This window comes from Agromyces sp. GXS1127 (assembly GCF_050565425.1).
Lineage (GTDB): Bacteria > Actinomycetota > Actinomycetes > Actinomycetales > Microbacteriaceae > Agromyces.
In genome coordinates this window covers 38,278-62,678 of the sequence record NZ_JBOCIG010000005.1, presented here as the reverse complement: position 1 = coordinate 62,678, position 24,401 = coordinate 38,278, and the positions used below count along the sequence as shown (strand labels likewise).

The window sequence follows — 24,401 nt, the reverse complement described above, 5'->3', positions numbered from 1 at the left end:
TCAACTATGGCAGCGGGCCGCCGCCGGGCGAAGGGGTACGGTGGATGCCGTGACCGCATCGGAGCCCACGACCGCGCAGGTGCGCCTGCGTCACGAGATCGCCGCCCTCCCCCCGTACCGCCAGGGCCGTCCCGCTCCCGCGGACGGGTTCAAGCTGTCGAGCAACGAGAACCCGTGGCCGCCGATCGAAGCCGTCGAGGCGGCCATCGCGCAGGCGGCGACCGAGGTGAACCGCTACCCGGATGCCACGGCGCTCGAGCTCCGCCAGCGACTCGCCGAGCGCTACGGCGTCACGCCCGACGAGGTGCTGGTCGGTGCCGGGTCGGTGTCGCTCCTCGCCCAGTTCGTGCTCGCTGCGGCGGCGCCCGGGGACGAGGTCGTCTACTCGTGGCGTTCGTTCGAGGCCTATCCCGGGCTCGTGACCGTCGCCGGGGCGACGAGCGTGCAGGTGCCGAACCGCGCCGACCACGGCCACGACCTCGACGCCATGGCGGCGGCGGTCACCGACCGCACGCGCGTCCTCATCGTCTGCTCGCCGAACAACCCGACCGGCGTGCCGGTCACGGCCGACGAGTTCGAGCGGTTCATGGCCGCCGTGCCGGCCGACCGGCTCGTGCTGCTCGACGAGGCGTACGCGGAGTTCGTGCGGGACGCGGCATCCGTCGACGGCAGCTCGCTCATCGGGCGCCACCCCAACCTCGTCGTGCTCCGCACCTTCTCGAAGGCCTACGGGCTCGCGGGCGTGCGCGTCGGCTACGCGATCGGGCCCGTGCCGATCCTCGACGCCGCCCGGTCGACCGCGATCCCCCTCGGCGTCACCGCGGTCGCGACCGCCGGCGCGCTCGCCGCGCTCGAGCCGGCGAACGAGGCCGAGCTGCTCGGCCGCGTCGACCAGCTCGCCGAGCGGCGCGACGCGCTGCGCGACGCCCTCATCGAGCAGGGCTGGGCCATCCCGGCCGCGCAGGGCAACTTCGTCTGGCTGCCGACCGGCGAGCGCACGGTCGAGGTCGCCGAGGCGCTGTTCGAGGGCGGCATCGTCGCCCGCGCCTTCCCGGGCGACGGCATCAGGGTCTCGGTCGGTGAACCGGAGTCTGTGGAGGTGCTCCTAAGGCTTCTGAAGGAGCTTGTCTGACCTCCACAAGAAGGGGCCCTGACCCAGCAGGTACCGTGGAACGGTGGCAGCCCCCTCACGCGACTTCACCGCTCCGACGGTCCAGCTCCTGACGCCCGAGGGCGACCTGCGTCCGTCGCCCGAGGCGGAGGAGTACCTGTCCCTCGTCGAGGCGCTGCCGGATGCCGCGCTCGAGCAGTTCTACCGCGACATGGTGATCTCGAGGCGGATCGACGTGACCGGCGCGAACCTCCAGCGCCAGGGCCAGCTCGCCCTCTGGGTGCCGAGCCACGGCCAGGAGGCGGCGCAGGTCGGATCCGCGCGCGCCGCGCGCCCGCAGGACCACATCTTCCCCTCGTACCGCGAGCACGTCGTCGGCATGATCCGCGGCCTCGACCCCGTCGCCATCCTGAAGCTCCTCCGAGGCGCGACGCTCGGCGGATGGAAGCCCGAGGAGAACGGCAACTTCCACCTCTACACGCTCGTGCTCGCGTCGCAGACCCTCCACGCGACGGGGTACGCCATGGGCCTCCAGTTCGACGGGGCGACCGCGACCGGCGACCCCGAGGCGGATGCCGCGGTGCTCGTCTACTACGGCGACGGCTCGACCTCGCAGGGCGATGCGAACGAGGCGCTGGTGTTCGCCTCGAGCTACCGCACCCCGCAGGTCTTCTTCGTGCAGAACAACCAGTGGGCGATCTCGGTCCCCGTCTCGCGCCAGTCGCGCAGCCCGCTGTCGCTCCGCGGCGGCGGCTTCGGCATGCCCGGCATCCGCATCGACGGCAACGACGTGCTCGCCAGCTACGCGGTGACGCGCCGGGCGCTGGAGGAGGCGCGAGCGGGCGAGGGTCCGTCGTTCATCGAGGCGGTGACCTACCGGATGGGCGCGCACACGACGGCCGACGACCCGACGAAGTACCGCACCGACGACGAGGTCGCGTACTGGACCGCGCGCGACCCGATCACGCGCTTCCGCACGTGGCTCGAGGGACGCGGGGCATCCGCCGAGTTCTTCGCCCGCGTCGACGAGGAGGCGGCCGAGGTCGCCGCCGGCGTGCGCGCGCGAGCCCTCGAGCTCACCGCTCCCCCGCGAAGCGACATCTTCGCCCACGTCTACAGCGAGCCGCACCCCCTCATGGAGGCCCAGTCGGCCTGGCTCGAGGAGTACGAGAACTCGTTCGAAGGAGGCCGGGAATGACGGTCGAGACGATCGCCGGCACCGCCGAGGAGACGAGCGGGCTCCGCGGCGTGCACACGATGTCGATGGCGAAGGCCATCAACGCGGGGCTGGCCGAGGCCCTCCGCAACGATCCGAAGGTCCTGCTCATGGGCGAGGACATCGGCGCGCTCGGCGGCGTGTTCCGGGTCACCGAGGGCCTCATCGCCGAGTTCGGCGACCGCCGCGTGCTCGACAGCCCGCTCGCGGAGTCGGGCATCGTGGGCACCGCGATCGGCATGGCGATGCGCGGGTACCGGCCGGTCCTCGAGATCCAGTTCGACGGCTTCATCTTCCCGGCGTTCGACCAGATCACGACGCAGCTCTCGCGGATGAACCTGCGCCACGACGGCGGGATGCCCATGCCGGTCGTGATCCGGGTGCCGTACGGCGGTCACATCGGCTCGATCGAGCACCACCAGGAGAGTCCCGAGGCGTACTTCGCACACACCCCGGGCCTGCGCGTGGTCAGCCCCTCGTCCCCGCACGACGCGTACTGGATGATCCAGGAGGCGATCGCGTCGAACGACCCGGTGCTGTTCTTCGAGCCGAAGAGCCGCTACTGGCCCAAGGGGCCGGTCGACCTCGACCACTCGGGCCTTCCGCTGCACGCGAGCCGCGTCGTCCGTCGTGGTGACGACGTGACCGTCGTGGGCCACGGCGCGATGGTCGCGACCCTGCTGCAGGCGGCCGACATCGCCGCCGAGGAGGGACGGAGCCTCGAGGTCGTCGACCTGCGCTCGCTCTCCCCGATCGACTTCGGACCGATCGTCGACTCGGTGCACCGCACCGGCCGCCTCGTGGTGTCCCAGGAGGCCTACGGCTTCGTGAGCGTGGGCTCCGAGATCGCCGCGACGGTCGCGGAGCGCGCGTTCTACTCGCTCGAGGCGCCGGTGCTGCGCGTCTCGAGCTTCGACACGCCCTTCCCGCCCGCGGCGCTCGAGACGGAGTACCTGCCGAGCGCCGACCGCGTGCTCGAGGCCGTCGACCGTTCACTGTCCTACTGACCAGCGCGGTCCCACCGATCACGCACCCGACGAACCTGAGGAGCACGATGAGCGAGATCCGATTCCCGCTTCCGGACGTGGGCGAGGGCCTCACCGAGGCCGAGATCGTGCAGTGGCGCGTCGCGCCCGGCGACCGCATCTCGCTCGACCAGGTGTTCGTCGAGATCGAGACCGCGAAGTCGCTCGTCGAGCTCCCGAGCGCATTCGAGGGCACCGTGTCCGAGCTGCTGGTCGAGGAGGGGCGGACGGTGGACGTCGGCACGCCCATCCTGGTGATCCAGACGGATGCCGCGTCCGGCATGTCTTCGCCCGATGCGATGCCGATCCAGGCCGATGCGCCCGTCGCGGCGCCCGCCATCCCGGCCGAGCCCGCGCCCCCCGCCTCGAAGGGCGACGAGGGCGGCGCCGTCCTCGTCGGGCACGGCAGCAGCGGCCCGGTCCGGAGCCGTCGCCGTCGGCATCCGGCGCCGGGCGGGGCGCACGAGCACCTCGCTCCCCCGCCGCCGCGCCCCGCTCCCGCCCCGGAGGCCGCGCCGAGCGCACCCCGGCCTGCGGTGGTCGCCGCGGCGGCGGAGATCGCCGCGCGCCCCGCCGAGCGGCACGACGACGGCGTTCCCGTGATCGCGAAGCCGCCGATCCGCAAGCTCGCGAAGGACCTCGGCGTCGACCTCTCCCGCGTCGCGCCGACCGGTCCGATCGGCGACATCACACGCGACGACGTGATCCGCGAGGCGAGCCAGGCGAGCGTCTTCCGCAACATCCAGACGCCCGAGGCGCCGTCCGACCGCGAGACCCGGATCCCCGTCAAGGGCGTGCGGAAGGCGATCGCGGCGGCCATGGTGCAGAGTGCATACTCGGCGCCGCATGTTTCGGTGTTCGTCGACGTCGACGCCACGCGCACGATGGAGTACCTCAAGCGGCTGAAGGCGTCGCCCGACTACGCCGGCATCAGGATCTCACCGCTGCTCATCATGGCGAAGGCCATGCTCTGGGCCGTGCGCCGCAACCCCACCGTGAACGCGCAGTGGACCGACGACGAGATCATCGTGAAGCACTACGTCAACCTCGGCATCGCGGCGGCGACGCCGCGCGGGCTCATCGTTCCGAACGTCAAGGACGCGCAGGACATGTCGATGGTCGAGCTCGCCACGGCGCTCGAGCAGCTGACCCTCACCGCCCGCGAGGGCAAGACGCAGCCCGCCGAGATGCAGGGCGGCACCATCACGATCACGAACATCGGCGTCTTCGGCATGGACACCGGCACCCCGATCCTGAACCCCGGCGAGGTCGGCATCGTGGCCCTCGGCACGATCAAGCAGAAGCCGTGGGTGGTCGACGGCGAGGTGCGTCCGCGTTTCGTCACGACGATCGGCGGCTCGTTCGACCACCGTGTGGTCGACGGCGACGTCGTGTCGCGGTTCGTCGCCGACGTGGCCTCGATCATCGAGGAGCCGGCGCTCCTGCTCGAGTAGGGCTCGCGCCCGGCGTCGCTCAGAGGCGGATCTCGTACGCCACCTGGTCGTCGGTCCGGCCGACCTCCACGAGGCCGGCCTGCTCGAGCACGCGCCGCGCCGGGAGGTTGGCGATCTCGCACTCCGCGCGCGCGATCAGGGCACCGGCGTCGCGGAGCACCGCGACGGCCGCGTCGACGACGTGATGCGACAGGCCCTCGCCGCGCACGGCCGGGACCAGGCCGAAGGCGAACTCGACGGCGCCGCGCACGTCGGGCGGGCCGAACAGGTTGACGCCGCCCACGGCGACGCCCTCCTCGCCGTCGAGGCCGACGCGGCGTACCAGGTACGGGCCGAAGGGCGCCGGGTCGCCGTCGCGCTGCGCTGCGCGGACGTACTCGGCGAGCAGTTCGGGCTCATCGGTGAACGAGTAGCCGCCCTCCCAGCCGTCGATCGGGTCGACGTGGCCGTCGAGGAGGCGTTCGGCGTCGGCGGGGGTGAACGGGTGCAGGGTAACGGGGCTCGTGGCGGTTTCCACGGCTGACACTCTCGCACGGACGACCGACGCGCGACACCCCCACTCCACAGAACGTCATGCGAACGGAACCCCGCACATGGTTTTGACAATCATTATCAATAAGCCCTACGCTCGAGGCATGCCACTCGCATCACCCCGCACCGCCCGCCTGTCCGCCCTCGCCCTCGGCGCGGCGTCCGTCTCCCTGCTCGCGGGCTGCGCGACGCCCGGCGGAACGCAGGACGCCGACGTGCAGGTGGTCGCGACGACCACACAGGTCGCCGACTTCGCCCGCGAGGTCGCGGGGGAGTCGGCGGCGGTGACCGGCCTCCTCGAGCCCGGGCAGAGCGCCCACTCGTTCGATCCGTCCGCCGCCCAGCTGCTCGCGCTGGGCACGGCCGACGCGCTCGTCGTGAACGGCGCCGGCCTGGAGTCATGGGTCGACGACGCGATCGCGGCCTCCGGGTTCGACGGCGTGCTCATCGACGCGAGCACCGGCATCGACCTGGAGTCCACCGACGACGACCATGCGCACGACCACGAGGAGACGAGCGACGACCACGCCGAGGACGCGCACCCCGACGACGCGACCGAGGACGACCACGAGGACGGCAACCCGCATATCTGGACGGATCCCGTGCTCGCCGAGCGGATGGTCGAGAACATCGCCGCCGGACTCGCCGACGTGCCGGGCATCGACGTCGACGCCGTGCGCGACGGGGCCGATGCCTACGTCGCGCAGCTCGACGCGCTCGACGCGTGGATCGATGAGAACGTCGGAGCGGTGCCGGTGGAGGAGCGACTGCTGGTGACGAACCACGACGCGTTCACCTACTTCCTGCACGCCTACGACATCACCTTCGTCGGCAGCGTGATCCCGAGCTTCGACGACAACGCCGAACCGAGCGCCGCGGAGATCGACGAGCTCGTCGCCCGCATCGAGGAGACCGGCGTGCGGGCGGTGTTCTCGGAGGCCTCGATCTCGCCCAAGACCGCGCAGACCATCGCGGACGAGGCCGGCGTCGCCGTGTACTCGGGGGAGGACGCGCTGTACGGCGACTCGCTCGGTCAGCCGGGCTCCGACGGCGAGTCCTACCTCGGCAGCCAGGTGCACAACGTGCGCCTCATCCTCGAGTCGTGGGGCGTCGACCCTTCCGCGCTGCCCGCCGCACTGGGAGGATGACGACATGACCGACGCGTCCCCCGTCCTCGTCCTCCGGGACGCCGCGTTCCGGCACCCGGGCGGCGCGGGCGTCAGCGGGCTGCGGCTCTCCGTCGCTCCCGGTGAGGCGGTCGCGGTCATCGGTCCGAACGGCGCCGGCAAGTCGACGCTGCTGCGCGGCCTCCTCGGCCTCGTCCCGCTCGTGGAGGGCACGATGCGCTTCCGTGGCGCACCGCATGCCGCAGACGGAATGATCGGATTCCTCCCGCAGTCGTCCGAGCTCGATCCCGACTTCCCGATCAGCCTCGAGCAGGTCGTGATGCAGGGTCGGTACCGGCGACTCGGACTGCTCCGATGGCCCGGCCGGCACGACCGCGAGGCCGTGCGCGGCGCGCTCGAGACCGTCGGTCTCGCCGACCGCGCGCGTCGACGGTTCGGCGAGCTCTCGGGCGGGCAGCGGCAGCGCGGGATGCTCGCACGCGCCCTGGCCTCCGAGCCGGCGCTGCTGCTGCTCGACGAGCCGTTCAACGGCCTCGACCAGGCCAACCGGGATGCGCTCATCGACACCGTGCGGACGCTCAAGGCGCGGGGCGTCGCGATCATCGTGTCGACGCACGACCTCGAACTCGCGCGTGAGGTGTGCGACACCGTGCTGCTCGTGAACGGCACGCAGGTCGGGTGCGGTCGCGTCGAGGACGTGCTGACGCTCGAGAACGTGCAGGAGTGCTTCGAGGGCGTCGAGGTCGAGATCGACGAGCACACCCTGGTCGTCCCGGGTCACGAGGGGCATTGATGCCGGATCGGGCATGCGACCGGGGGAGGGGTGCGCGATGAGCCCCGGCGACGTCCTCTTCGGCGCCTTCGCCCTCCCGTTCATGGGGCGGGCCCTCCTCGTGCTGCTCGTCCTCGCGGTCGTCGCGGGCATCGTCGGCGTGCTCGTGAACCTGCGCGGACTCGAGTTCATCAGCGACGGCCTCACGCACGCGGTCTTCCCGGGTCTCGCGATCGGGCTCGCCGTGGGCGGCACGGCCGGGCTGGTCCCGGGCGCGGCGATCGCGGCGCTGATCGGCGCGGTGCTGCTGACGCTGTTCGTCCGAGCCGGCGTGACCTCCGACGCCGCCGTCGCCGTCGTGCTGACGGCCACGTTCAGCGTGGGCGTCATCGTCGTGTCGCGCAGCGACGACTACGCCGGCGAGCTCGAGGCGCTCCTCTTCGGCCGGGTGCTCACCATCGCGCCGGAGGACGTCGTCCCCCTCCTCGTGGTCTCGCTGGTCGCGGCGGTCGCGGTGGGCGCGACCCTCAAGCAGCAGGTGTTCCTCGCGTTCGACCGGCAGGGCAGCCGGGCGGCGGGCGATCGGGCGCTCCTGCTCGACCTCGTGCTCAACGCGTCGATCGCGCTCGTCGTCGTCGCCGGCGCGAGCACCGTCGGGACCCTCCTCGTCCTCGCGCTCCTCATCGTGCCCGGGGCGTCGGCCCGGCTCGCGACCGTGCGCCTCTGGCGGCTCTTCCCGATCGCCGCGGCGGTCGGAGCCGTGAGCGCCTGGCTCGGCCTCGCGGTCGGCTTCGGCGCGTCCGTCGGTGCCGGCGTCGACCTGCCCGCGGGCAGCACGGTCGTCGCGGTCTTCGTCGTCGTGTACGGGGTCATGCTCGGCGTGCGGCTCGTGCGCGACCGACTCGCCGGCCGGAGTCCCGTGGTCCGGGCGTCGGCGGATTCCGAGCCGATCGGCGACCGGCGGGTCGGCGCAGGGGCGGGGGAGGGCTGATGGGCTACTTCGAACGCGCCCTGCTCGCCGCCGTGGTGATCGGTGCGGGAGCCGGCTTCGTCGGCGCCCTCGTCGTTCTGCGTCGGAGGACCTTCTTCGCCCAGGCGCTCACCCACGCCACCTACCCGGGGGCGGTCGCCGCGGCAGCGCTCGGACTCAGCGTGCCGCTCGGCGCGGCCGTGGCATCCGTCGTCATCGTCGCCGTGATGGCCGCCATCGCCCGGGTGCGCCACCAGGGCGCCCAGGTCGCCGCGGGCATCGTCCTCACCGGGGGCTTCGCGGCGGGCGCACTCCTCCAGGCCGTGATCCCCGGCATCCCGGTCCGCCCCGAGTCCCTCCTCGTCGGGTCGATCCTCACGGTCACCGACGCCGACGTCGCCCTCGCGGCGGCCGTCCTCGTCGGCGCGATCGCGCTGGTGGCGGCCTTCGGCCCGCGGATCGCGTTCTCGACCTTCGATCCGGCCGGGTTCCGGGCCGCGGGGTTCCGCGAGTGGCCCGTCGAGCTGCTCGTGCTCGGCCTCACCGCGGCATCCGTCGTCAGCTCACTGCCCGCGGTCGGCGCCATCCTCGCCATCGCGCTCATCGCGGCACCCGCCGCGGCCGCCCGCGCCGTGGTGACGACCTACCGGGGCGTCCTCGTCGCGGCGCCCGTGATCGGTGCGGCGTCGGGCGTCATCGGCGTGCTCGCGTCGCGCGCGCTGGCGGTCGCGGCGGGGCCCTCGATCGCGCTCGCGGCGACCGCGTTCTTCCTCCTCGCGCTCGGCGGCTCACAGCTGCGGCGACTACCCTCGAGGCGGGCTCCGATACCGGTGGAGACCGCGGAGGACGCACGGATCGCATGAAACGGAACACCTGGCAGCGCGAGGCGGTGCGCGACGCGCTCGACGGCACCGACGGGTTCATCAGCGCGCAGGCGCTGCACTCGGCGCTGCACGCGAGCGGCTCGCCGATCGGCCTCGCGACGGTCTACCGGGCGCTCGGCGATCTCGCCGCGAGCGGCGACGCCGACTGCCTGCAGTCGCCCGAGGGCGAGGCGATCTACCGCGCCTGCAGCACCGGCCACCATCACCACCTGATCTGCCGCAACTGCGGCCTGACCGTCGAGATCGCGGCCGACGAGGTCGAGACGTGGGCCCAGCGGGTCGCCGCCGAGCAGGGCTTCACCGCACCGGCGCACGTCGTCGACGTCTTCGGACTGTGCGCGGAGTGCTCCCGGCAGGCGGCGGAGGGCATGCGCGCCTGACGGCCTGCTCGCCGCACCCCCCCTCACGCGACGCGCTCGAACGACGCCAGGTGGTTCTCCGAGCCGGCGCATGGGTCGGAGGTCCCGCCGGCTCCGCCGATCCGGCGACCGCACGGTCTCCGGTGGAATCCCCGGTCAACGCGAAATCCTCCGTCTCGATTCGACAACCCGTCGAACTCGTGGCTACGGTGGAGGACGGTCCGTGAGGACCAGACCGCCCAGTCCGCGCCCCCGGTCGCCGGCGCTCGCACGAGTGCCCGCCGAGGTCGTACGGTTCCCCGCGTGGTGTTCGGCCCGGATGGCCGGACGCGCTGGATTCGGTGTTCGCCGCGGTGCGCAGCAACGCCGCGGCTCGAGCCCGTCTCCCGGATCGCCAGGAACCCGGCCGTGACCCTGAGCACGCTCCTGCCCTCGGCCGAGCACCATGGCCGGCGAACGACGAGCGCGCCTCGGAGTGCCCGCACACATGCCCGAATCCCCCGTTTCCGAGGCGGACGGCGTCGCGACCCCTGACGTCGCCGCGCCGCCCGGCACGAACCCCGACCTCCGCGCCGCCCGCCCCGGTGTCGCTTCCCCCGACGCCGCGGCCGACCCCGCCGCCGCCGTCGCGGCCGCCGCGGCGCGGCACACGCCCCCGGCCCTCGAGGTTCGCGGCCTCACCCGCTTCTTCGGCCGGAAGCCCGGCGAGGCCCTGCAGCGGCTCGCCGAGGGCGCCACGCGCGACGACATCGCGCACCTCGGCACCGCCGCGGTCGTCGACGCCGAGTTCGACGTGCGCCGCGGCGAGATCTTCGTCGTCATGGGCCTCTCCGGCTCGGGCAAGTCGACCCTGATCCGCATGCTCAACGGCCTGCTCGAGCCCACCGCGGGCACGGTCACGGTCATGGGGGAGCGGCTCACCGGCGTCTCCCCGAAGCGCCTGCGCGCCGTCCGCCGCGACCACGTGTCGATGGTCTTCCAGCACTTCGCCCTGCTGCCGCACCGCACCGTGCTCGACAACGCCGCCTACGGCCTCGAGATCCAGGGCGTGCCCGCGCCGGAGCGCCGCGACCGGGCCGCTCGCGTGCTCGACCGCGTCGGGCTCGGCGGCTGGGGCGAGAAGATGCCGTCCGAGCTCTCGGGCGGCATGCAGCAGCGCGTCGGCCTCGCCCGCGCGCTCGCCGCGGACACCGACATCCTGCTCATGGACGAGGCGTTCTCGGCGCTCGACCCGCTCATCCGCCGCGAGATGCAGGAGCAGCTCGTCGAGCTCCAGCAGGAGCTCGGCAAGACCATCGTCTTCATCACGCACGACCTGAACGAGGCGATGTTCCTCGGTGACCGGATCGCGGTCATGCGCGACGGGCGCATCGTGCAGCTCGGCACGGCCGAGGAGATCCTCACCGACCCGGCCGACGACTACGTCGCGCAGTTCGTGCAGGACGTCGACCGCGCGCGCGTGCTCACCGCCGGCAACGTCATGGAGGCGCCGCGCGCGATCGTCTCGTCGAGCGCCGGGCCGCGCGCCGCGCTGCGGGCGATGCGCGACCTGCAGACCTCGACCGTGTTCGTGGTCGCGCCCGGCCGACGCCTGCTGGGCGTCGCGCACGATCGCGAGGTGCTCCGCCTCGTCCAGCGAGGCGAGCGCAGCCTCGACTCGGCGATCCGCGACGACATCGCGACCGTCGGCCCCGACGTGCACCTCGCCGACCTGCTCGGCAGCTCGGTCGAGCAGGAGCTGCCCCTCGCCGTCGTCGACGAGCGGCACCGCCTGCTCGGCGCCGTGCCGCGCGTGACCCTGCTCGCGGCGCTCGGCAACGTCGCGCCGTCGACGGGCGAGATCACGGTCGTCGACCCGCCCGCGACCGTGCCCGTCGAGGTGATCACGGCGACCCTGCACGGCACCGAACCGGCCGCCGAGGAGCCGGCCGCGGAGGAGGCCGCCGCCGCCCCGGCCTCCGCAACCCACCACCCCGCCGCGACCGAGGGGAGCCGCGCATGAACGAGTTCCGCCTGCCCCTGGGCGACGTCGCCGAGGCCGTCATCGACGTGCTGACCGACGCGCTCGGCGCCCTCTTCGACGTCATCCGTGCCGTGTTCGCCGGCTTCTACGACCTCGTCGACGTCATCCTGTCGACCCCGCCGTTCTGGGCCGTGATCCTCGTGATCGCCGCGATCGCCTGGTTCGCGAAGGGCTGGAAGCTCGCCGTCGGCACGGCGGTCGGCCTCCTCGTCATCGTCGGCGTCGACCAGTGGGAGAACGCGATGGACACCCTCGCGCTCGTCCTGGTCTCGAGCGCGATCGCCGTGGTCATCGCGATCCCCCTCGGCATCCTGGCCGCCCGGAACGACGTCGCGAGCCGCGTCATCCGGCCGATCCTCGACTTCATGCAGACGATGCCCGCGTTCGTCTACCTGATCCCGGCGCTCATCCTGTTCCGCGTCGGCGTCGTGCCGGGCATCGTCGCGACGATCGTCTTCGCGATGGCGCCCGGCGTGCGCCTGACGGAGCTCGGCATCCGCGGCGTGGACCGCGAGGTCGTCGAGGCGGGGTACGCGTTCGGCTCGTCGCCGTCGCGCATCCTGCGGCAGATCCAGCTGCCGCTCGCGATGCCGTCGATCATGGCGGGCGTCAACCAGGTGATCATGCTCTCGCTCTCGATGGTCGTCATCGCCGGCATGGTCGGCGCGGGCGGGCTCGGCGGCGACGTCGTGCAGTCGCTCACGCGCATCGACGTCGGCCTCGGCTTCGAGGCGGGCCTGTCGGTCGTGATCCTCGCGATCGTGCTCGACCGCATCACGGGCGCGTTCGGCGGGGGCCGCACCACGCGGTCGTTCCGGTCGAGGCGAGCGGATGCCGCGTCCGCGCGTCGCACGGACGCGTCGCCCGCGACGCCGACGACGGATGCCGCCGCGGCGACCGACCTCGCCGAGACCGACGGCTCCGGCCTCGCGCTGAAGCACTCCGCAGTGAAGTCGCCCGTCGGCTCGAAGTAACCAGACCATCCGGTCACCGCACGGCCGCCCTGCGGCACGGCGGTGCCCGGCATCCCCGGGACGCGGCATCCGTCGCCCCCGGAACCCCGCGCGACCCGCGCGCGGAGCCCCGACACCCGTGCCACAGCACACGGGAGGAAAGGAACACCCTGCAATGACCAAGCGTCACCTGATCTCCGCCCTCGCCCTCGGCGGCGCCGCGGCACTCGCCCTCTCCGGCTGCGCCTCGGGCGCCGGCGCCGAGGGCGACGCCCTCGACAACGGCGACCGGAAGGACGTCACCATCGCCGTGTTCAACGGCTGGGACGAGGGCATCGCCGCCAGTGAGCTCTGGAAGGCCGTGCTCGAGGAGCAGGGCTACGACGTCGAGCTCGAGTACGCCGACGTCGCGCCCGTCTACCAGGGCCTGAGCGACGACGACTACGACGTCGTGCTCGACACCTGGCTGCCCATCACCCACCAGGACTACATCGACGAGTACGGCGACGAGCTCGTCGACCTCGGCGCCTGGAACGAGGACGCCAAGCTCACCATCGCCGTGAACGAGGACGCGCCGGTCGACTCGCTCGACGACCTCGCCGCGAACGCCGACGCGTTCCGCAACCGCCTCGTCGGCATCGAGCCGGGCTCGGGCCTCAGCCGCGTCACGACCGAGAGCGTCATCCCGACCTACGGCCTCGACGGCATGGAGTACCTCACCTCGTCGACGCCGGCCATGCTCGCCGAGCTGACGGCCGCGACCGACGCGGGCGAGAACATCGCCGTGACCCTGTGGCGCCCGCACTGGGCCTACGACGCGTTCCCGATCAAGGACCTCGAGGACCCGGAGGGCATGCTCGGCGACGCCGAGGGCATCCACTCGTTCGGCGGCAAGAGCTTCGAGGAGAACTTCCCCACGCTCTCCGGCTGGCTGAAGGACTTCGAGATGGACAGCGAGCTGCTCTACTCCCTCGAGAACGCGATGTTCAACGAGAACGACACCGACGACTACGGCCCCATCGTGGAGCAGTGGATCGAGGACAACCAGGAGTACGTCGACTCCCTGACCTCCTGAGGTCTCCGGACCCGAGGAGGTCGGCCCGCGCCGAGACGGCGCGATGAGACGAAGAGCGGATGCCGCGGGCGCACGTCGTGCCCGCGGCATCCGTCGTCTCGTCTCGGCTCAGGACGTGCCGCCCGTGCCGGCCGTCCCTCGTCGTTCGGCGCGGCGCGCGGCCCGCGCCGCCTTGAGCTCCGCGTCGGTCTCCGCCATGGACTCCTTCGCCTCGTCGAGGTCGCCCAGCAACGGCCGCACCCAGGCCATCGACGGATTGGTGTCCACGAGCAGCACCCGGACCAGCAGCGTGAGCGGGATGGCGAGGATGGCGCCGACCGGTCCGATGACGAGGGCCCAGAACAGCACCGAGAAGAACGTGATGCCCTGGCTCAGCGAAACCGCGTTGCCGACGACGCGCGGCTGGACCACGGACTGCACGCCGGCGTTCACGATGCCGTAGATCACGACGACCGCGATCACCGTGGGCCACCCGCCGACCAGCCCGCCGAAGATGAGCGGCGGGATGATCGCGATGAAGTAGCCGATGTTCGGGATGAAGCTGCAGAGGAACGAGAGCAGCCCCCAGATGAACGCGCCCGGCACTCCGAGCAGCACCAGCGCGAGCCAGTTGAGGAAGCCCTGCGCCAGTCCGAGCAGCGTCGTCACGACCATGTACCGACGCACGCCGGACGCGTAACCGGCCAGCGCGGTCACCAGCAGCGGGCGGTGCGGCCGCAGCTGCCGGAGGAGGGTCGGGAGGAAGGCGCCGTCCATCGCGAGCAGGAGCAGCATCGTGAAGATGATCACGAGGAGGCTCACCCAGCCCGTCAGCCCTCCGACGAGCCCGCCGACGAACCCGACGAGCACCGACGGGTCGAAGTCCGAGCCGATCGCCGCGATCTGGTCGGCGGTGATGCCGATCGACCCGAGCCAGGCGGCGACATCGCCCAGCCAGTCCTCGATCTGCGGCTCGAACTGCGGCAGGAGCTGCGCGAACTGCCCGAACGCGACGAGCACGGCGTAGCCGAAGGCGAGGAGCAGCAGCAGGACGGCGAGGATGACCGAGCCCGTCGCAAGCCCGCGTGGGACGCCGCGTCGCTCGAGCGCGTCGCGCAGCGGGTGCACGCAGATCGTGAGCACGAGCGCGAAGAACACCGGCGCGAAGATCGGCGCGATCGCCGCGAGCCCGAAGGCGCCGAGCACCGCACCGCCGATGCCCATCAGGATGAATGCATTGCGGTGCACGGGCACCGGAGGCGGCGGCGGGGTCATCGCCGGATCACGCCCCCGACGGCTGCGGATACGCGACGTGCACCCGGTCGATGCGCCCCTCGAAGGCGAAGGGCATCCGGTCGGCGTACTGCCGCGACACGGCGCCGCCGTACGCTCGCCCGATGTCGAGGCAGTCGTTCGCCGAGAACAGCAGCGGCGCGCTCACCGGCACGGTGCCCGACGCCACCTCGCTGCCGTCCACGCGGAGCACGACCTTCAGCGGCCCGCCGGGCCGCGGCTCGACGTACGAGGTCTCGACCTCGAGCGTCACGTCGCCCGCCGGCAGCGGCGACGGCGATGCGATCACCGTGCGCTGCACGAGGAAGAGGTTGTACTCGTAGGTGAGCACGCCGTCGACCAGGAAGCAGGTGAGCCCGCCGCCCGTGCCGCCGAGCTTGTAGAGCACGCCGTCGGCGCGCTCGGGCAGGTGCACGTGCATGGTCACCGTGTTGGGGCGGTTGCCGAGCGCCGGCGCGCAGAACTCGGGCACGCGCACGGTGTCGCCGCTCAGCTCCCACTCCGTGTACGGCGGCGTGATCCGGTCCTCCGGGTGCAGCGCGACCACCCAGAGGCCGCCGCCGATCGGGAGCGCGTCGTTGCGGGCGGCCTCGATCGCGAACAGCTCCTTGAGCTCGGCGAGCTTCTCCGGATGCTGCGCGGCGACGTCGCGGGCCTGGCTCCAGTCGTGCTCGAGGTCGTAGAGCTCCCAGCGGTCCTCGTCGGGCGTCCACGTGCGGATACCGGGAGGCGCGCCGGGTACCCACGGCAGGCGCGGGCCGAGGGCCGATGCCATCCAGCCATCGGCGTAGATCGATCGGCTGCCCATGATCTCGAAGTACTGGGTTCGGCGGCGGCCCGCGGCATCCGCGTCGCCGATCGAGTACGCGAGGCTGATGCCGTCGATCGGGTCCTGCGGGATGCCGTTGACGACCTCGGGATGCGAGATGCCGAGGATCTCGTAGATCGTCGGCACGACGTCGACGACGTGGTGGAACTGCGTGCGCGGCACGGGGTCGGGCTCGATGCGAGCCGGCCACTGCACGAACATCGGGTTGCGCGTGCCGCCGAGGTGCGAGGCCAGGAGCTTCATTCCCTGGTACGGGGACGAGCCGGCCCACGCCCACGCGGCGTGGTACTGGTTGTCGGTGAGGGGGGAACCGAGCACGTCGAGGCCGCCGAGCTCGTCGAGCGCCGCGATGTGCTGGTCGACCGTCGAGGGGATCATGTTCTGCGCGAGCAGCTCGCTGATCGTGCCGTTCTGCCCCTCGCCCGACGAGCCGTTGTCGCCCCAGATGTAGATGATGATCGTGTCGTCGCCGTAGCCGAGCCGCTCGACCTCGTCGACGAGCCGGCCGGCCTGCACGTCGGCGTGCTCGCCGAACCCCGCCGCGACTTCCATCAGGCGGCGCTGGAACGGCTTCTGGTGGTCGGGGATGTCGTCCCATGCGGCCAGGCTCTCCGGCCGCGGCGTGAGCTCGGCGTCCTCCGGGATCCATCCGGCCGCCTTCGCGCCCGCGTGGGCCCGCTCGCGGTACGCGTCCCAGCCGTCGTCGAACGCCCCGGCGTAGCGGTCCGCCCACTCCTTCATGATGTGGTGCGGGCCGTGCAACGCCCCCGTCGCCCAGTACATGAAGAAGGGCTGGTCGGGCTTCAGCGCCTTGTGGTCGCGCAGCCACGACATCGCGTCGTCGGCGATGTCCTCGCTGAGGTGGTAGCCCTCCTCAGGGGACTTCGGCGGCAGCACCGAGGTCGTGTTGCGCACGAGGTTCGGTTCGTACTGGGATGCCTCGCCGGCGAGGAACCCGTAGAAGTACTCGAAGCCGTAGCCGGTCGGCCAGCGGTCGTACGGACCGGCGACCGTCGTCTCCTCGGCGGGCGTGTTGTGCCACTTGCCCCACGCGCCCGTCGAGTAGCCGTACTGGCGCAGCACCTCGGCGAGCGTCGCGCTGCTCTTCGGGATGTGGCCCGAGTAGCCGTCCCAGTCGTTCGCGAGCTCGGCGATCTGGCCGTTCCCGACCCGGTGGTGGTTGCGACCGGTGAGCAGCGACGCACGCGTCGGCGAGCACATCGCCGTCGTGTGGAAGCGGTTGTAGCCGACTCCGCCCGCGCGGATCCGGTCCAGCGTCGGGGTGCGGACCGCGCCGCCCAGCGTCGTGGGGAGTGCGGGCCCGGCGTCGTCGATCAGGATGATGAGGATGTTCGGGGCATCGGCCGGCAGGTGCCGTTCGGGCGGCCGCGGGCTGTAGGTCGACTCCTGCATGGTGCGACCGGCCGTGCTGCCCGATCGCGGCGGCGGGAACGGGAGCGTCCGCGCCGGTGGAAGCGGCGGGCCGATCACGGGATCGCGTGCGTCGTCGGTCATGGTGTCGTCCCCCTCCGCACCGCGCGGACCGGCCGGTCCCGCGGCGACTGCGTCGCCCGGGCGCTCGCGCTCCGCGCTCGACGCCCCGTCGCGGGGCACGATACGTTCGCCCCATCCGCACCCGCATCACGCGAATCGCGTGAACCGGCGGGGCGGCCCGGATCACCTGATTCGGGTGATGCGGACGGGGCGACCGGAGCGTGGACTGTGCGCGTGGACGCCGGTGCGCGACCCGAGGAGGGGTGGTGTCGTGGACTACGCCGAACGATTGCGTCGATTCAGCTTCAACGACCAGCGGATCGACGCCGAGGTCGCGGTCGCGGCGACGCTCGACGACAAGACGCACGCGCTCGCCCGGATCGCCGCGCTCATCGCCGTCGGCGGGGCCGAACCCTCGTTCGGCGCAGAGGCTGATGCCGCGGTCGGGGCCGGGGCCAGCCCCGCGGAGATCGTCGACGTGCTGGCGGTGGTGGCGCCCGTCGTCGGGCTCGCGCGCGTGGTCGATGCGGCGCCGAAGCTCGCGCTCGCGCTCGGCTGCGACATCGGGCTCGTCGCCGGCGACGAGTACTGACCGGGCCGCCGGATCGCGGCGTCGTCGCACGGCCGCGGGGTCAGGCGCCGAGCAGGCCCAGCGCCACCGCCTGCTCGACGGCCTCGCTCCTCGTCGTCACGCGCAGCTTCCGGTAGATCGAGCCGACCTCCGAGCTGACCGTGTTCCGCGAGATGAACAGCCGCCGCCCGATCTCGCTCAGCGTCAGGTGCGTCTGCAGGTAGGGCAGCAGCCGCAGCTCGGCCGGGGTGAGCGGCGTCCCGCCGCCCGCCTGCGGCGCCGAATCGGCACGTCGCCGGAACGCGGCGACCTCGTCGACCAGCCGCCCCATGCGCGGGCGGACGGCGAGCAGCTCGTCGATCTCGCGCAGGAGATGCATCGCGGTCGTGCGTTGGCCGCGCTCGGCGTAGGCCGTCGCGAGCTGGAGCCGCACCTTCACGGCGAGGTAGGGGAGCACGTACGTGCACCCCGCCCGCGCCCGCATGGCCTTGGCGAGCAGCCGCTCCGCCTCCGGCGCGTCGCCCCGATGGAGCGCGAGTCGCGCCGCGACGGCCTGCGCGAGGGCCGCCGTCGGGTAGCCGTCCATGTGGTGGGCGTCGATCGTCGCGAGCGCGGCGGCCGAATGCCGCTCGGCCTCGTCCCGCCGTCCCGCGTCGAGCTCGAGGAGCGCGAGTTCTGGTTCGCTGAGCACCACGGAATCCGCATTGCCCATCACCGTCGCCTGCTCCACCGCCTCGGCGAACGCCGTTCGCGCCTCGTCCGGGCTGCCGGTGAGGAGCCGGGCCATGCCCGCGAGATGGAGGGCCTGGTCCCGCCACGGGCTCCACGCCGGTTCGCTCGCGACCGCGAGCTCCGCGTCCTCGGCGGCGCGCACGGCGCCGTCGGCGAGCATCGCCGCACGTAGCATGGCGCGGGCCGACTCGAACTCGGGCTGCTGGTCGGCGGGGGCGTCGCCGTGCGACGCGCGCTCGACGACATCCGCCCACCGCTCGGCGTCGGCGGGCCGGCCCGTCAGCACGGCCTCCCAAGCCGCGAGCACCGCAAGCGGCGGATACGTCGCGACGGCGTCCTCGCCGAGCTCGGTGAGCCATCGGTTCACGACCGTCACCTGTCCGGCCTGGTAGGTCGGCAGCGAGAGCTCGGCCACGAGGTGGACCGACCGCGCGCGCTCTCCCGCGGCGAGGAGGTGCTCGATCGCCCGCGCGGGAACGCCGTGCTCCAGGTACCAGTCGGCGGCGCGGCGGTGCAGCTCGGGGATCGCGCCGGACTCGGCGTGCTCGAGCTCGGCGAGCAGGAACTCGCGGAAGAGCCCGTGGTACCGGAACCACCCGCGGCGGTGGTCGAGCGGCACGAGGAAGAGCCCGGTCGCCTCGAGCTCGCGCAGCACCGCGCTCGAGTCGGACCGTTCGAGCACGGCGTCGCACAGCGCGCCCGACATCTGCTCGAGGACCGCCGTCCGGCGGAGGAACGTCCGCGACGACTCGGGGAGCCGCCGCACGCACTCCCGGTACAGGTAGTCGGCGACGAACCGGTCGTCCCCGGCGATCGAAGCGCCGTCCCCCGTGTCGCGGGAGATCATCGCCGCGAGCACGAGCCCGACCGGCCACCCCTCGCTCCGCTCCACCAGCACCCCGAGCTCGCGGTCCGTGCGCTCGACGCCGAGGGTGCCGAAGATGACGCGCGCGGCCGCGACATCCGCTCGCAGGTCGGCGGCGCCGATCTCCCAGGTCAGGCCCTCGGCGCGACGCCGTGCCAGGTGCGCCTGCTCGTGCCGGCCCGCGAGCACGACCTGCGATCCGGCGGGGATGCCGGCGAGCGCGACCTCCAGCACATCCTGGCAGGCCGCGGAGTCGACCTCGTGGAGGTCGTCGATGAGGATGACGAACGGGCCCGGCGCCGCCGACAGCGTCGAGGCGAGGAGCGGTGCCGAACGTCCCAGCGGGCCGACGCTCATCCCGCCCATCTCGGAGGCGACGGCGGCGGCGCCGGGGAAGATCCGGCCGAAGGCCGTCGCCACGAGGGCGAGCAGCGCGGCCGGGTCGTCGTCGAACCGATCGAGCGCGACCCAGGCGACGGGCCGCGTCTCGGTCTCGGCCCATTCGGCGAGGAACGTGGTCTTGCCGTACCCGGCCGGCGCGCTGACCCCGACGATCCGCGCCTCGCTCGCGCGCGCCCGGTCGATGAGGCCCTGCCGGCTCGCGTACTCCCCCGGCGGGCGCGGCGCGCTGAGCTTCGTGTCGAGCAGGACCCGGTCCAGCTCGAAAGCAGGCGCGACGGCCTTGCGTGTGTCCCCGACCACGGGACGCATCCTATGGGCCGCCCGCGGCGCGCCTCAAGGAACTCGGTCGGTCGGGCCCCGGCGTCCGGCCGGGACCCGACCCCGGCTCAGGCCCTGGCCGCCTTCAGTTCGCGGCCGTGCACGGTGAGCGCGTAGATCACCAGGATGTCGAGCACGATGATCGTGAGCGACCACCACGGCTGCACCGGCAGCAGGAAGAGCTGGCTCACGGCATTCAGGACCACCAGGATGACGGCGATCACCCGGGCCCACGTCGCGCCGGCGAACAGCGCGAGCGCGACGATGATCAGCAGCGCCCCGCTGATGAGGTGCCACCAGCCCCAGCCCGCGATGTCGAACAGGAACAGGCCGCCTTCCCCGGTGACGAAGTAGGCGCTGTCCGGGCCGATCACGGCCATCAGCCCGTAGATGACGTCGAAGATGCCGGCGGTCAGCAGCACGATGCCCGCGAACCAGCCCCATCCGACCCATCCGGTCGTCTCGGTCTCACTCATCTCGAACCTCTCTCGTCCGGCGTCGTCGCTCGGCCCGATGCCGCGCGTCCCGACGGAACGGTGCCGAAGCTATCGGCGGGCCGCAGGCGGGGACATCACGCAGGTCGCGTGAAAACGGGCGTCCGGCGCCGCCGTCGGCCGATCTCGTCCGGATGGCATCGGCCGACCTCACCCAGATGGGGTGAGGCGATGAGCGTCCGTCCGGCGTACCCTCGGGCTCGGACGGCGGCCGGGGGGCTCGCGGAGCGGGTCGCGTCGCCGGCCGACGCCCGCAGGCGCGGGCGGGAATCCGAACGAGGACGCAGGGGGGACCATGCTTCAGGACGACGCACTCACGCCGACGTTCGCCCGAGCCGGCGAGGCGACGACCGCGAGGGTCACGAGGATCCCGGACGGCTCGATGCTGCCCGAGACCGCGTACCGGATCATCCACGACGAGTCGATGCTCGACGGCAACGCGCGCCTGAACCTCGCCACGTTCGTGACGACGTGGATGGACGAGCACGGCGACCGGCTCTACCACGACGCGTTCGACAAGAACATGATCGACAAGGACGAGTACCCCGCGACGGCGGCGATCGAGGAGTACTGCTGGCGGATCCTCGCCGACCTCTGGAACGCACCTGATCCCGATGACGCGATCGGCACGTCGACCATCGGCTCCTCCGAGGCGTGCATGCTGGGCGGGCTCGCGCTCAAGCGCCGCTGGCAGCACGCCCGCCGGGCGGCCGGCAAGTCCACCGAGACGCCGAACCTCATCATGTCGAGCGCGGTGCAGGTGTGCTGGGAGAAGTTCTGCAACTTCTTCGACATCGAGATGCGCTTCATCCCGACCAGCGACGAGCATCCGCTGATGGACGGCACCGGCCTCGAGGACGTGGTCGACGAGAACACGATCGGCGTCGTCGTGATCATGGGCGTCACCTACACGGGGTCCTATGAGCCCGTCACGAAGGTCGCCGCGAAGCTCGACGAGATCCAGGCGGCCACCGGCCTCGACGTCCCGATCCACGTCGACGGCGCCTCGGGCGCCATGGTCGCGCCGTTCCTGCAGCCCGACCTCGAGTGGGACTTCCGCGTCGAGCGCGTGCAGTCGATCAACACGTCGGGCCACAAGTACGGCCTCGTCTACCCGGGCGTCGGCTGGGTCGTATGGCGGAACACCGCCGCGCTGCCCGAGGACCTCGTGTTCCGGGTGAGCTACCTCGGCGGGTCGATGCCGACCTTCGCGATCAACTTCTCCCGTCCGGGCGCCCAGGTGCTGCTGCAGTACTACCGCTTCCTGCGGCTGGGTCGCGAGGGGTACCGGGCCATCCAGCAGGCATCGCAGGATGTCGCGGTGTTCCTGTCGGGCGAGATCGGCTCGCTCGATGCCTACGAACTGCTCAGCGAGGGCCGCGACATCCCCGTCTTCGCCTGGCGGCAGGCGCCCGGGTACACCGACAAGTGGACGCTGTACCACCTGGCCGAGCGGCTCCGCATCAAGGGATGGCTCGTGCCGGCGTATCCGCTCTCGGGTGACCAGTCCGACCAGACCGTCATGCGCATCGTGTGCCGCAACGGCCTCAGCCACGACCTCGCCGAGGACCTGCTGCGCGACATCCGCGAGGAGACCGAGTTCCTCGACGGCCTCGAGGGGCCGATGCCGCACGAGGGCCTCGTCCAGACCTTCCACCACTGAGCGCGGGGGAGCGACGTGGTCGAGGCGACGCGGCGCGAGGTGCCGACCGTCCGGCGCCTGCGCCGTGAGGCGTGGGGCTTCATCGTCGGCTCGTTCTGCTTCATCGTCGGCGCCGTGCCGAACTACGCGGAATGGGCGGGACCGGTCGGCGTCGGAATCACGTTCTTCGTCGGCTCGATCTTCTTCACGCTCGCCGCGTTCATCCAGTTGAGCCTCAGCGGGCGGCACGTGCCGCGGCGGGGCGTCTCGCGCGCGGACCGCAACGACTGGTGGGCTGCCGCCGTGCAGTTCGTCGGCACGCTCTTCTTCAACTGGAGCACGTTCTGGGCGATGCTCGCGGCGTTCGCCGACCCGGACCGGATGGGCGTCGGCTGGCGGCCCGACGCGTTCGGCTCGATCGCGTTCCTCGTCTCGAGCGGGTTCGCGATGGCGGCGACGAACGAGCGGCACGAGTTGTGGGACACCGACGCCCGCACCTGGCACGGCACGTGGCTCAACATGATCGGCTCGGTGTTCTTCGGCCTGTCGGCGATCGGGGCGTACGTGCTGCCCGACACCGGCACGTACGTGAACCTGCTCTGGGCGAACCTCGGAACGCTCCTCGGCGGCGTCTGCTTCCTCGTCGCGGCGCTGCTGTCGCGCCGGACCATCCCGAAGGGCTGAGCGAGCGGATGCCGCGTGCCGCGCGAGCCGCGGCATCCGCCGTTCCGCACGGCCCGCCGGAATTCGGCCGCGACCGGCCCGTCTGGTAAGCTCGACGTTTGGCTGGGCGCTTCCACCGCCCTGACCGTGGACGAATCCCCTGTATCTCCCGCTCGCGCGGAGGGGATCCGCCTGCAGACAAGAGACCTTGGGAGGGGCCGTCCGGCCCCTCGGTATTGGAGGAAAGACCAATGGCAGCAGTGTGCCAGGTGACCGGAGCCGTCCCCGGCTTCGGCCACAACATCTCGCACTCGCACCGCCGGACGAAGCGCCGCTTCGACCCGAACGTGCAGAAGAAGACCTACTACGTGCCGTCGCTTCGTCGTAACGTCACCCTGAACGTGTCCGCCAAGGGCATCAAGGTGATCGACGCCCGTGGCATCGAGGCCGTCATCAAGGACATCCAGGCTCGTGGGGTGAAGCTCTAATGGCGAAGCAGCAGGACATCCGTCCGATCATCAAGCTCCGTTCGACGGCCGGCACCGGGTACACCTACGTGACCCGCAAGAACCGTCGCAACAACCCCGACCGTCTCGTGCTCAAGAAGTACGACCCCGTGGTGCGCAAGCACGTCGACTTCCGAGAGGAGCGCTAAGACATGGCCAAGAAGAGCAAGATCGCGCGCAACGAGCAGCGCAAGGTGGTCGTCGACCGCTACGCCGCGAAGCGCGCCGAGCTGAAGAAGACGCTCGTCGACCCGAACGCGACCGACGAGGCCCGTGAGGCCGCCCGTGTCGGCCTGCAGAAGCTGCCCCGCAACGCCTCGCCGGTGCGCGTCCGCTCGCGCGACGCCATCGACGGCCGCCCCCGCGGCGTGCTCACGAAGTTCGGCGTCTCGCGCGTCCGCTTCCGTGACATGGCGCACCGCGGCGAGCTGCCCGGCATCACGAAGTCGTCGTGGTAATCCAGTAGCGCTTCCCGAGAGGGGCGTCCCGGTCTCCGGGGCGCCCCTCTCGTCGTCTCCGCGTCGATCGCCGAGCGGGTCGGCGACGGATGCCGCGACATCCGTCAAGCCCCCCTGACAACCTGCCCGAACGGGCCGGAAATCCGCGTGTTTCCGCGGGACTCTGCTACATTCGAGGCGGCCTGAACGGCTACGGGGGCGATCGACACGATCCGTTTCCGTGTTTCCACACGACAGCTGTATCAACAGCGAAGGTCCGAGGAGGACATTCAATGGCTGACAAGTCGCTCAACAAGTCGGAGCTCGTTGCCAAGATCGCCGCGTCGACGGGCCAGAGCCAGACGGCCGTCGACGCCGTGCTCAACGGCTTCTTCGACACCCTCGCCGAGTCGGTCGGCTCGGGCACCAAGGTGTCGATCCCGGGCTGGCTCGCCGTCGAGCGCACCCACCGCGCCGCCCGCACGGGCCGCAACCCGCAGACCGGTGAGACCATCCAGATCGCCGCCGGCAACTCGGTCAAGGTCACCGCGGGCTCGAAGCTCAAGGCCGCCGCGAAGTAACCCGCGCGCGTCCGCAGACGCACTCCGCGACTCCCGAAGGGGCGCCCGGTCCATCCGGTGCGCCCCTTCGTCGTGTCCGGCGGGCCCGCGTCGCG

At 72.0% G+C, this 24,401-nt stretch carries 24 protein-coding genes; 19 read left to right on the top strand and 5 right to left on the bottom strand.

The genetic code is table 11. From position 1 onward, the window contains the following. Nucleotides 1-49: 49 nt before the first annotated feature. Genes ACQ393_RS10510 through ACQ393_RS10495 form a run of 4 tightly spaced genes read left to right on the top strand, consistent with a single transcriptional unit; the run spans nucleotide 50 to nucleotide 4,806 of the window. Nucleotides 50-1,132 (top strand): histidinol-phosphate transaminase, encoded by a 1,083-nt coding sequence (locus tag ACQ393_RS10510; protein ID WP_430646782.1) that lies wholly within the window; start codon nucleotides 50-52, stop codon nucleotides 1,130-1,132. 43 nt (nucleotides 1,133-1,175) lie between these two features. After that, nucleotides 1,176-2,309 carry a thiamine pyrophosphate-dependent dehydrogenase E1 component subunit alpha gene (locus ACQ393_RS10505; RefSeq protein ID WP_430646781.1) on the top strand — a complete coding sequence of 378 codons (1,134 nt, stop codon included), beginning with the start codon at nucleotides 1,176-1,178 and terminating at the stop codon, nucleotides 2,307-2,309. A gap of 59 nt (nucleotides 2,310-2,368) precedes the next feature. After that, the gene (locus ACQ393_RS10500) at nucleotides 2,369-3,334 is read left to right on the top strand and encodes an alpha-ketoacid dehydrogenase subunit beta (RefSeq protein WP_430647016.1); all 966 of its coding nucleotides are present in this window, start codon (nucleotides 2,369-2,371) and stop codon (nucleotides 3,332-3,334) included. Between the two features lie 47 nt (nucleotides 3,335-3,381). Further along, complete coding sequence (locus tag ACQ393_RS10495) at nucleotides 3,382-4,806, top strand: dihydrolipoamide acetyltransferase family protein (protein ID WP_430646780.1); 1,425 nt, start codon at nucleotides 3,382-3,384, stop codon at nucleotides 4,804-4,806. Nucleotides 4,807-4,825: 19 nt separating this feature from the next. Here ACQ393_RS10495 and ACQ393_RS10490 read toward each other — a convergent pair whose 3' ends face one another. Continuing rightward, nucleotides 4,826-5,323 (bottom strand): GNAT family N-acetyltransferase, encoded by a 498-nt coding sequence (locus tag ACQ393_RS10490; protein ID WP_430646779.1) that lies wholly within the window; start codon nucleotides 5,321-5,323, stop codon nucleotides 4,826-4,828. 118 nt (nucleotides 5,324-5,441) lie between these two features. On the opposite strand from ACQ393_RS10490, the gene ACQ393_RS10485 reads away from it, so the two are divergent. The 8 genes from ACQ393_RS10485 to ACQ393_RS10450 all read left to right on the top strand — a co-directional run bounded on the left by ACQ393_RS10485 (nucleotide 5,442) and on the right by ACQ393_RS10450 (nucleotide 13,500). Further along, a complete protein-coding gene (locus ACQ393_RS10485) occupies nucleotides 5,442-6,485 on the top strand; it encodes a metal ABC transporter substrate-binding protein (RefSeq protein WP_430646778.1) in 1,044 nt (347 codons plus the stop codon). Nucleotides 6,486-6,489: 4 nt separating this feature from the next. After that, nucleotides 6,490-7,257, top strand: coding sequence for a metal ABC transporter ATP-binding protein (locus ACQ393_RS10480; protein ID WP_430646777.1), 768 nt, complete (start codon nucleotides 6,490-6,492; stop codon nucleotides 7,255-7,257). A gap of 37 nt (nucleotides 7,258-7,294) precedes the next feature. After that, nucleotides 7,295-8,227, top strand: a complete 933-nt coding sequence (locus ACQ393_RS10475) for a metal ABC transporter permease (RefSeq protein ID WP_430646776.1) — start codon at nucleotides 7,295-7,297, stop codon at nucleotides 8,225-8,227. Continuing rightward, a complete protein-coding gene (locus tag ACQ393_RS10470) occupies nucleotides 8,227-9,069 on the top strand; it encodes a metal ABC transporter permease (RefSeq protein WP_430646775.1) in 843 nt (280 codons plus the stop codon). The genes ACQ393_RS10475 and ACQ393_RS10470 overlap by 1 nt, the downstream gene beginning before the upstream one ends. Then, nucleotides 9,066-9,470 (top strand): Fur family transcriptional regulator, encoded by a 405-nt coding sequence (locus ACQ393_RS10465; protein ID WP_430646774.1) that lies wholly within the window; start codon nucleotides 9,066-9,068, stop codon nucleotides 9,468-9,470. Before ACQ393_RS10470 ends, ACQ393_RS10465 begins: the two co-directional genes overlap by 4 nt. Nucleotides 9,471-9,936: 466 nt before the next feature. Then, complete coding sequence (locus ACQ393_RS10460; RefSeq protein ID WP_430646772.1) at nucleotides 9,937-11,451, top strand: quaternary amine ABC transporter ATP-binding protein; 1,515 nt, start codon at nucleotides 9,937-9,939, stop codon at nucleotides 11,449-11,451. Further along, nucleotides 11,448-12,446 (top strand): ABC transporter permease, encoded by a 999-nt coding sequence (locus ACQ393_RS10455; RefSeq protein ID WP_430646770.1) that lies wholly within the window; start codon nucleotides 11,448-11,450, stop codon nucleotides 12,444-12,446. The genes ACQ393_RS10460 and ACQ393_RS10455 overlap by 4 nt, the downstream gene beginning before the upstream one ends. 154 nt (nucleotides 12,447-12,600) lie before the next feature. Next, nucleotides 12,601-13,500 (top strand): glycine betaine ABC transporter substrate-binding protein, encoded by a 900-nt coding sequence (locus ACQ393_RS10450; RefSeq protein ID WP_430646769.1) that lies wholly within the window; start codon nucleotides 12,601-12,603, stop codon nucleotides 13,498-13,500. Nucleotides 13,501-13,608: 108 nt separating this feature from the next. Here the strand turns inward: ACQ393_RS10450 and ACQ393_RS10445 are convergent, their stop codons facing one another. Both ACQ393_RS10445 and ACQ393_RS10440 read right to left on the bottom strand, forming a co-directional pair. Continuing rightward, nucleotides 13,609-14,754 carry an AI-2E family transporter gene (locus tag ACQ393_RS10445; RefSeq protein WP_430646768.1) on the bottom strand — a complete coding sequence of 382 codons (1,146 nt, stop codon included), beginning with the start codon at nucleotides 14,752-14,754 and terminating at the stop codon, nucleotides 13,609-13,611. Nucleotides 14,755-14,761: 7 nt separating this feature from the next. Further along, nucleotides 14,762-17,116 (bottom strand): arylsulfatase, encoded by a 2,355-nt coding sequence (locus ACQ393_RS10440; RefSeq protein WP_430646767.1) that lies wholly within the window; start codon nucleotides 17,114-17,116, stop codon nucleotides 14,762-14,764. Between the two features lie 250 nt (nucleotides 17,117-17,366). Between ACQ393_RS10440 and ACQ393_RS10435 the strand changes: the two genes are divergently transcribed. Continuing rightward, complete coding sequence (locus tag ACQ393_RS10435) at nucleotides 17,367-17,687, top strand: carboxymuconolactone decarboxylase family protein (protein WP_430646766.1); 321 nt, start codon at nucleotides 17,367-17,369, stop codon at nucleotides 17,685-17,687. Nucleotides 17,688-17,727: 40 nt separating this feature from the next. Here ACQ393_RS10435 and ACQ393_RS10430 read toward each other — a convergent pair whose 3' ends face one another. Both ACQ393_RS10430 and ACQ393_RS10425 read right to left on the bottom strand, forming a co-directional pair. Then, a complete protein-coding gene (locus ACQ393_RS10430; protein WP_430646765.1) occupies nucleotides 17,728-19,965 on the bottom strand; it encodes a LuxR C-terminal-related transcriptional regulator in 2,238 nt (745 codons plus the stop codon). An 86-nt stretch (nucleotides 19,966-20,051) separates the two neighbouring features. After that, on the bottom strand, nucleotides 20,052-20,459 hold the full coding sequence (locus ACQ393_RS10425; protein ID WP_430646764.1) for a DUF7144 family membrane protein: 408 nt from the start codon (nucleotides 20,457-20,459) through the stop codon (nucleotides 20,052-20,054). 313 nt (nucleotides 20,460-20,772) lie between these two features. Between ACQ393_RS10425 and ACQ393_RS10420 the strand changes: the two genes are divergently transcribed. The 6 genes from ACQ393_RS10420 to ACQ393_RS10395 all read left to right on the top strand — a co-directional run bounded on the left by ACQ393_RS10420 (nucleotide 20,773) and on the right by ACQ393_RS10395 (nucleotide 24,306). Then, on the top strand, nucleotides 20,773-22,140 hold the full coding sequence (locus ACQ393_RS10420; RefSeq protein WP_430646763.1) for a glutamate decarboxylase: 1,368 nt from the start codon (nucleotides 20,773-20,775) through the stop codon (nucleotides 22,138-22,140). Between the two features lie 15 nt (nucleotides 22,141-22,155). Then, a complete protein-coding gene (locus ACQ393_RS10415) occupies nucleotides 22,156-22,803 on the top strand; it encodes a hypothetical protein (protein WP_430646762.1) in 648 nt (215 codons plus the stop codon). A gap of 230 nt (nucleotides 22,804-23,033) precedes the next feature. Then, a complete protein-coding gene (gene rpmB / locus ACQ393_RS10410) occupies nucleotides 23,034-23,270 on the top strand; it encodes a 50S ribosomal protein L28 (RefSeq protein ID WP_056727420.1) in 237 nt (78 codons plus the stop codon). After that, nucleotides 23,270-23,437: a 50S ribosomal protein L33 gene (gene rpmG / locus ACQ393_RS10405; protein ID WP_021760158.1), complete on the top strand. Its 168-nt coding sequence runs from the start codon at nucleotides 23,270-23,272 to the stop codon at nucleotides 23,435-23,437. Before rpmB ends, rpmG begins: the two co-directional genes overlap by 1 nt. A 3-nt stretch (nucleotides 23,438-23,440) precedes the next feature. Continuing rightward, nucleotides 23,441-23,746 carry a 30S ribosomal protein S14 gene (gene rpsN / locus ACQ393_RS10400; protein WP_155053011.1) on the top strand — a complete coding sequence of 102 codons (306 nt, stop codon included), beginning with the start codon at nucleotides 23,441-23,443 and terminating at the stop codon, nucleotides 23,744-23,746. Nucleotides 23,747-24,018: 272 nt separating this feature from the next. Further along, entirely contained in the window at nucleotides 24,019-24,306 is a 288-nt protein-coding gene (locus ACQ393_RS10395) for an HU family DNA-binding protein (protein ID WP_129233735.1), read from the top strand. Nucleotides 24,307-24,401 lie beyond the last annotated feature (95 nt).

Bases quoted from the DNA above. Each gene is read 5' to 3' on its own strand.
- ACQ393_RS10500 (WP_430647016.1), top strand. From the start codon at position 2,369: ATGTCGATGGCGAAGGCCATCAACGCGGGGCTGGCCGAGGCCCTCCGC.
- ACQ393_RS10495 (WP_430646780.1), top strand. From the start codon at position 3,382: ATGAGCGAGATCCGATTCCCGCTTCCGGACGTGGGCGAGGGCCTCACC.
- ACQ393_RS10485 (WP_430646778.1), top strand. From the start codon at position 5,442: ATGCCACTCGCATCACCCCGCACCGCCCGCCTGTCCGCCCTCGCCCTC.
- ACQ393_RS10480 (WP_430646777.1), top strand. From the start codon at position 6,490: ATGACCGACGCGTCCCCCGTCCTCGTCCTCCGGGACGCCGCGTTCCGG.
- ACQ393_RS10475 (WP_430646776.1), top strand. From the start codon at position 7,295: ATGAGCCCCGGCGACGTCCTCTTCGGCGCCTTCGCCCTCCCGTTCATG.
- ACQ393_RS10470 (WP_430646775.1), top strand. From the start codon at position 8,227: ATGGGCTACTTCGAACGCGCCCTGCTCGCCGCCGTGGTGATCGGTGCG.
- ACQ393_RS10465 (WP_430646774.1), top strand. From the start codon at position 9,066: ATGAAACGGAACACCTGGCAGCGCGAGGCGGTGCGCGACGCGCTCGAC.
- ACQ393_RS10460 (WP_430646772.1), top strand. From the start codon at position 9,937: ATGCCCGAATCCCCCGTTTCCGAGGCGGACGGCGTCGCGACCCCTGAC.
- ACQ393_RS10455 (WP_430646770.1), top strand. From the start codon at position 11,448: ATGAACGAGTTCCGCCTGCCCCTGGGCGACGTCGCCGAGGCCGTCATC.
- ACQ393_RS10450 (WP_430646769.1), top strand. From the start codon at position 12,601: ATGACCAAGCGTCACCTGATCTCCGCCCTCGCCCTCGGCGGCGCCGCG.
- ACQ393_RS10445 (WP_430646768.1), bottom strand. From the start codon at position 14,754: ATGACCCCGCCGCCGCCTCCGGTGCCCGTGCACCGCAATGCATTCATC.
- ACQ393_RS10440 (WP_430646767.1), bottom strand. From the start codon at position 17,116: ATGACCGACGACGCACGCGATCCCGTGATCGGCCCGCCGCTTCCACCG.
- ACQ393_RS10425 (WP_430646764.1), bottom strand. From the start codon at position 20,459: ATGAGTGAGACCGAGACGACCGGATGGGTCGGATGGGGCTGGTTCGCG.
- ACQ393_RS10420 (WP_430646763.1), top strand. From the start codon at position 20,773: ATGCTTCAGGACGACGCACTCACGCCGACGTTCGCCCGAGCCGGCGAG.
- rpmB (WP_056727420.1), top strand. From the start codon at position 23,034: ATGGCAGCAGTGTGCCAGGTGACCGGAGCCGTCCCCGGCTTCGGCCAC.
- rpmG (WP_021760158.1), top strand. From the start codon at position 23,270: ATGGCGAAGCAGCAGGACATCCGTCCGATCATCAAGCTCCGTTCGACG.
- rpsN (WP_155053011.1), top strand. From the start codon at position 23,441: ATGGCCAAGAAGAGCAAGATCGCGCGCAACGAGCAGCGCAAGGTGGTC.
- ACQ393_RS10395 (WP_129233735.1), top strand. From the start codon at position 24,019: ATGGCTGACAAGTCGCTCAACAAGTCGGAGCTCGTTGCCAAGATCGCC.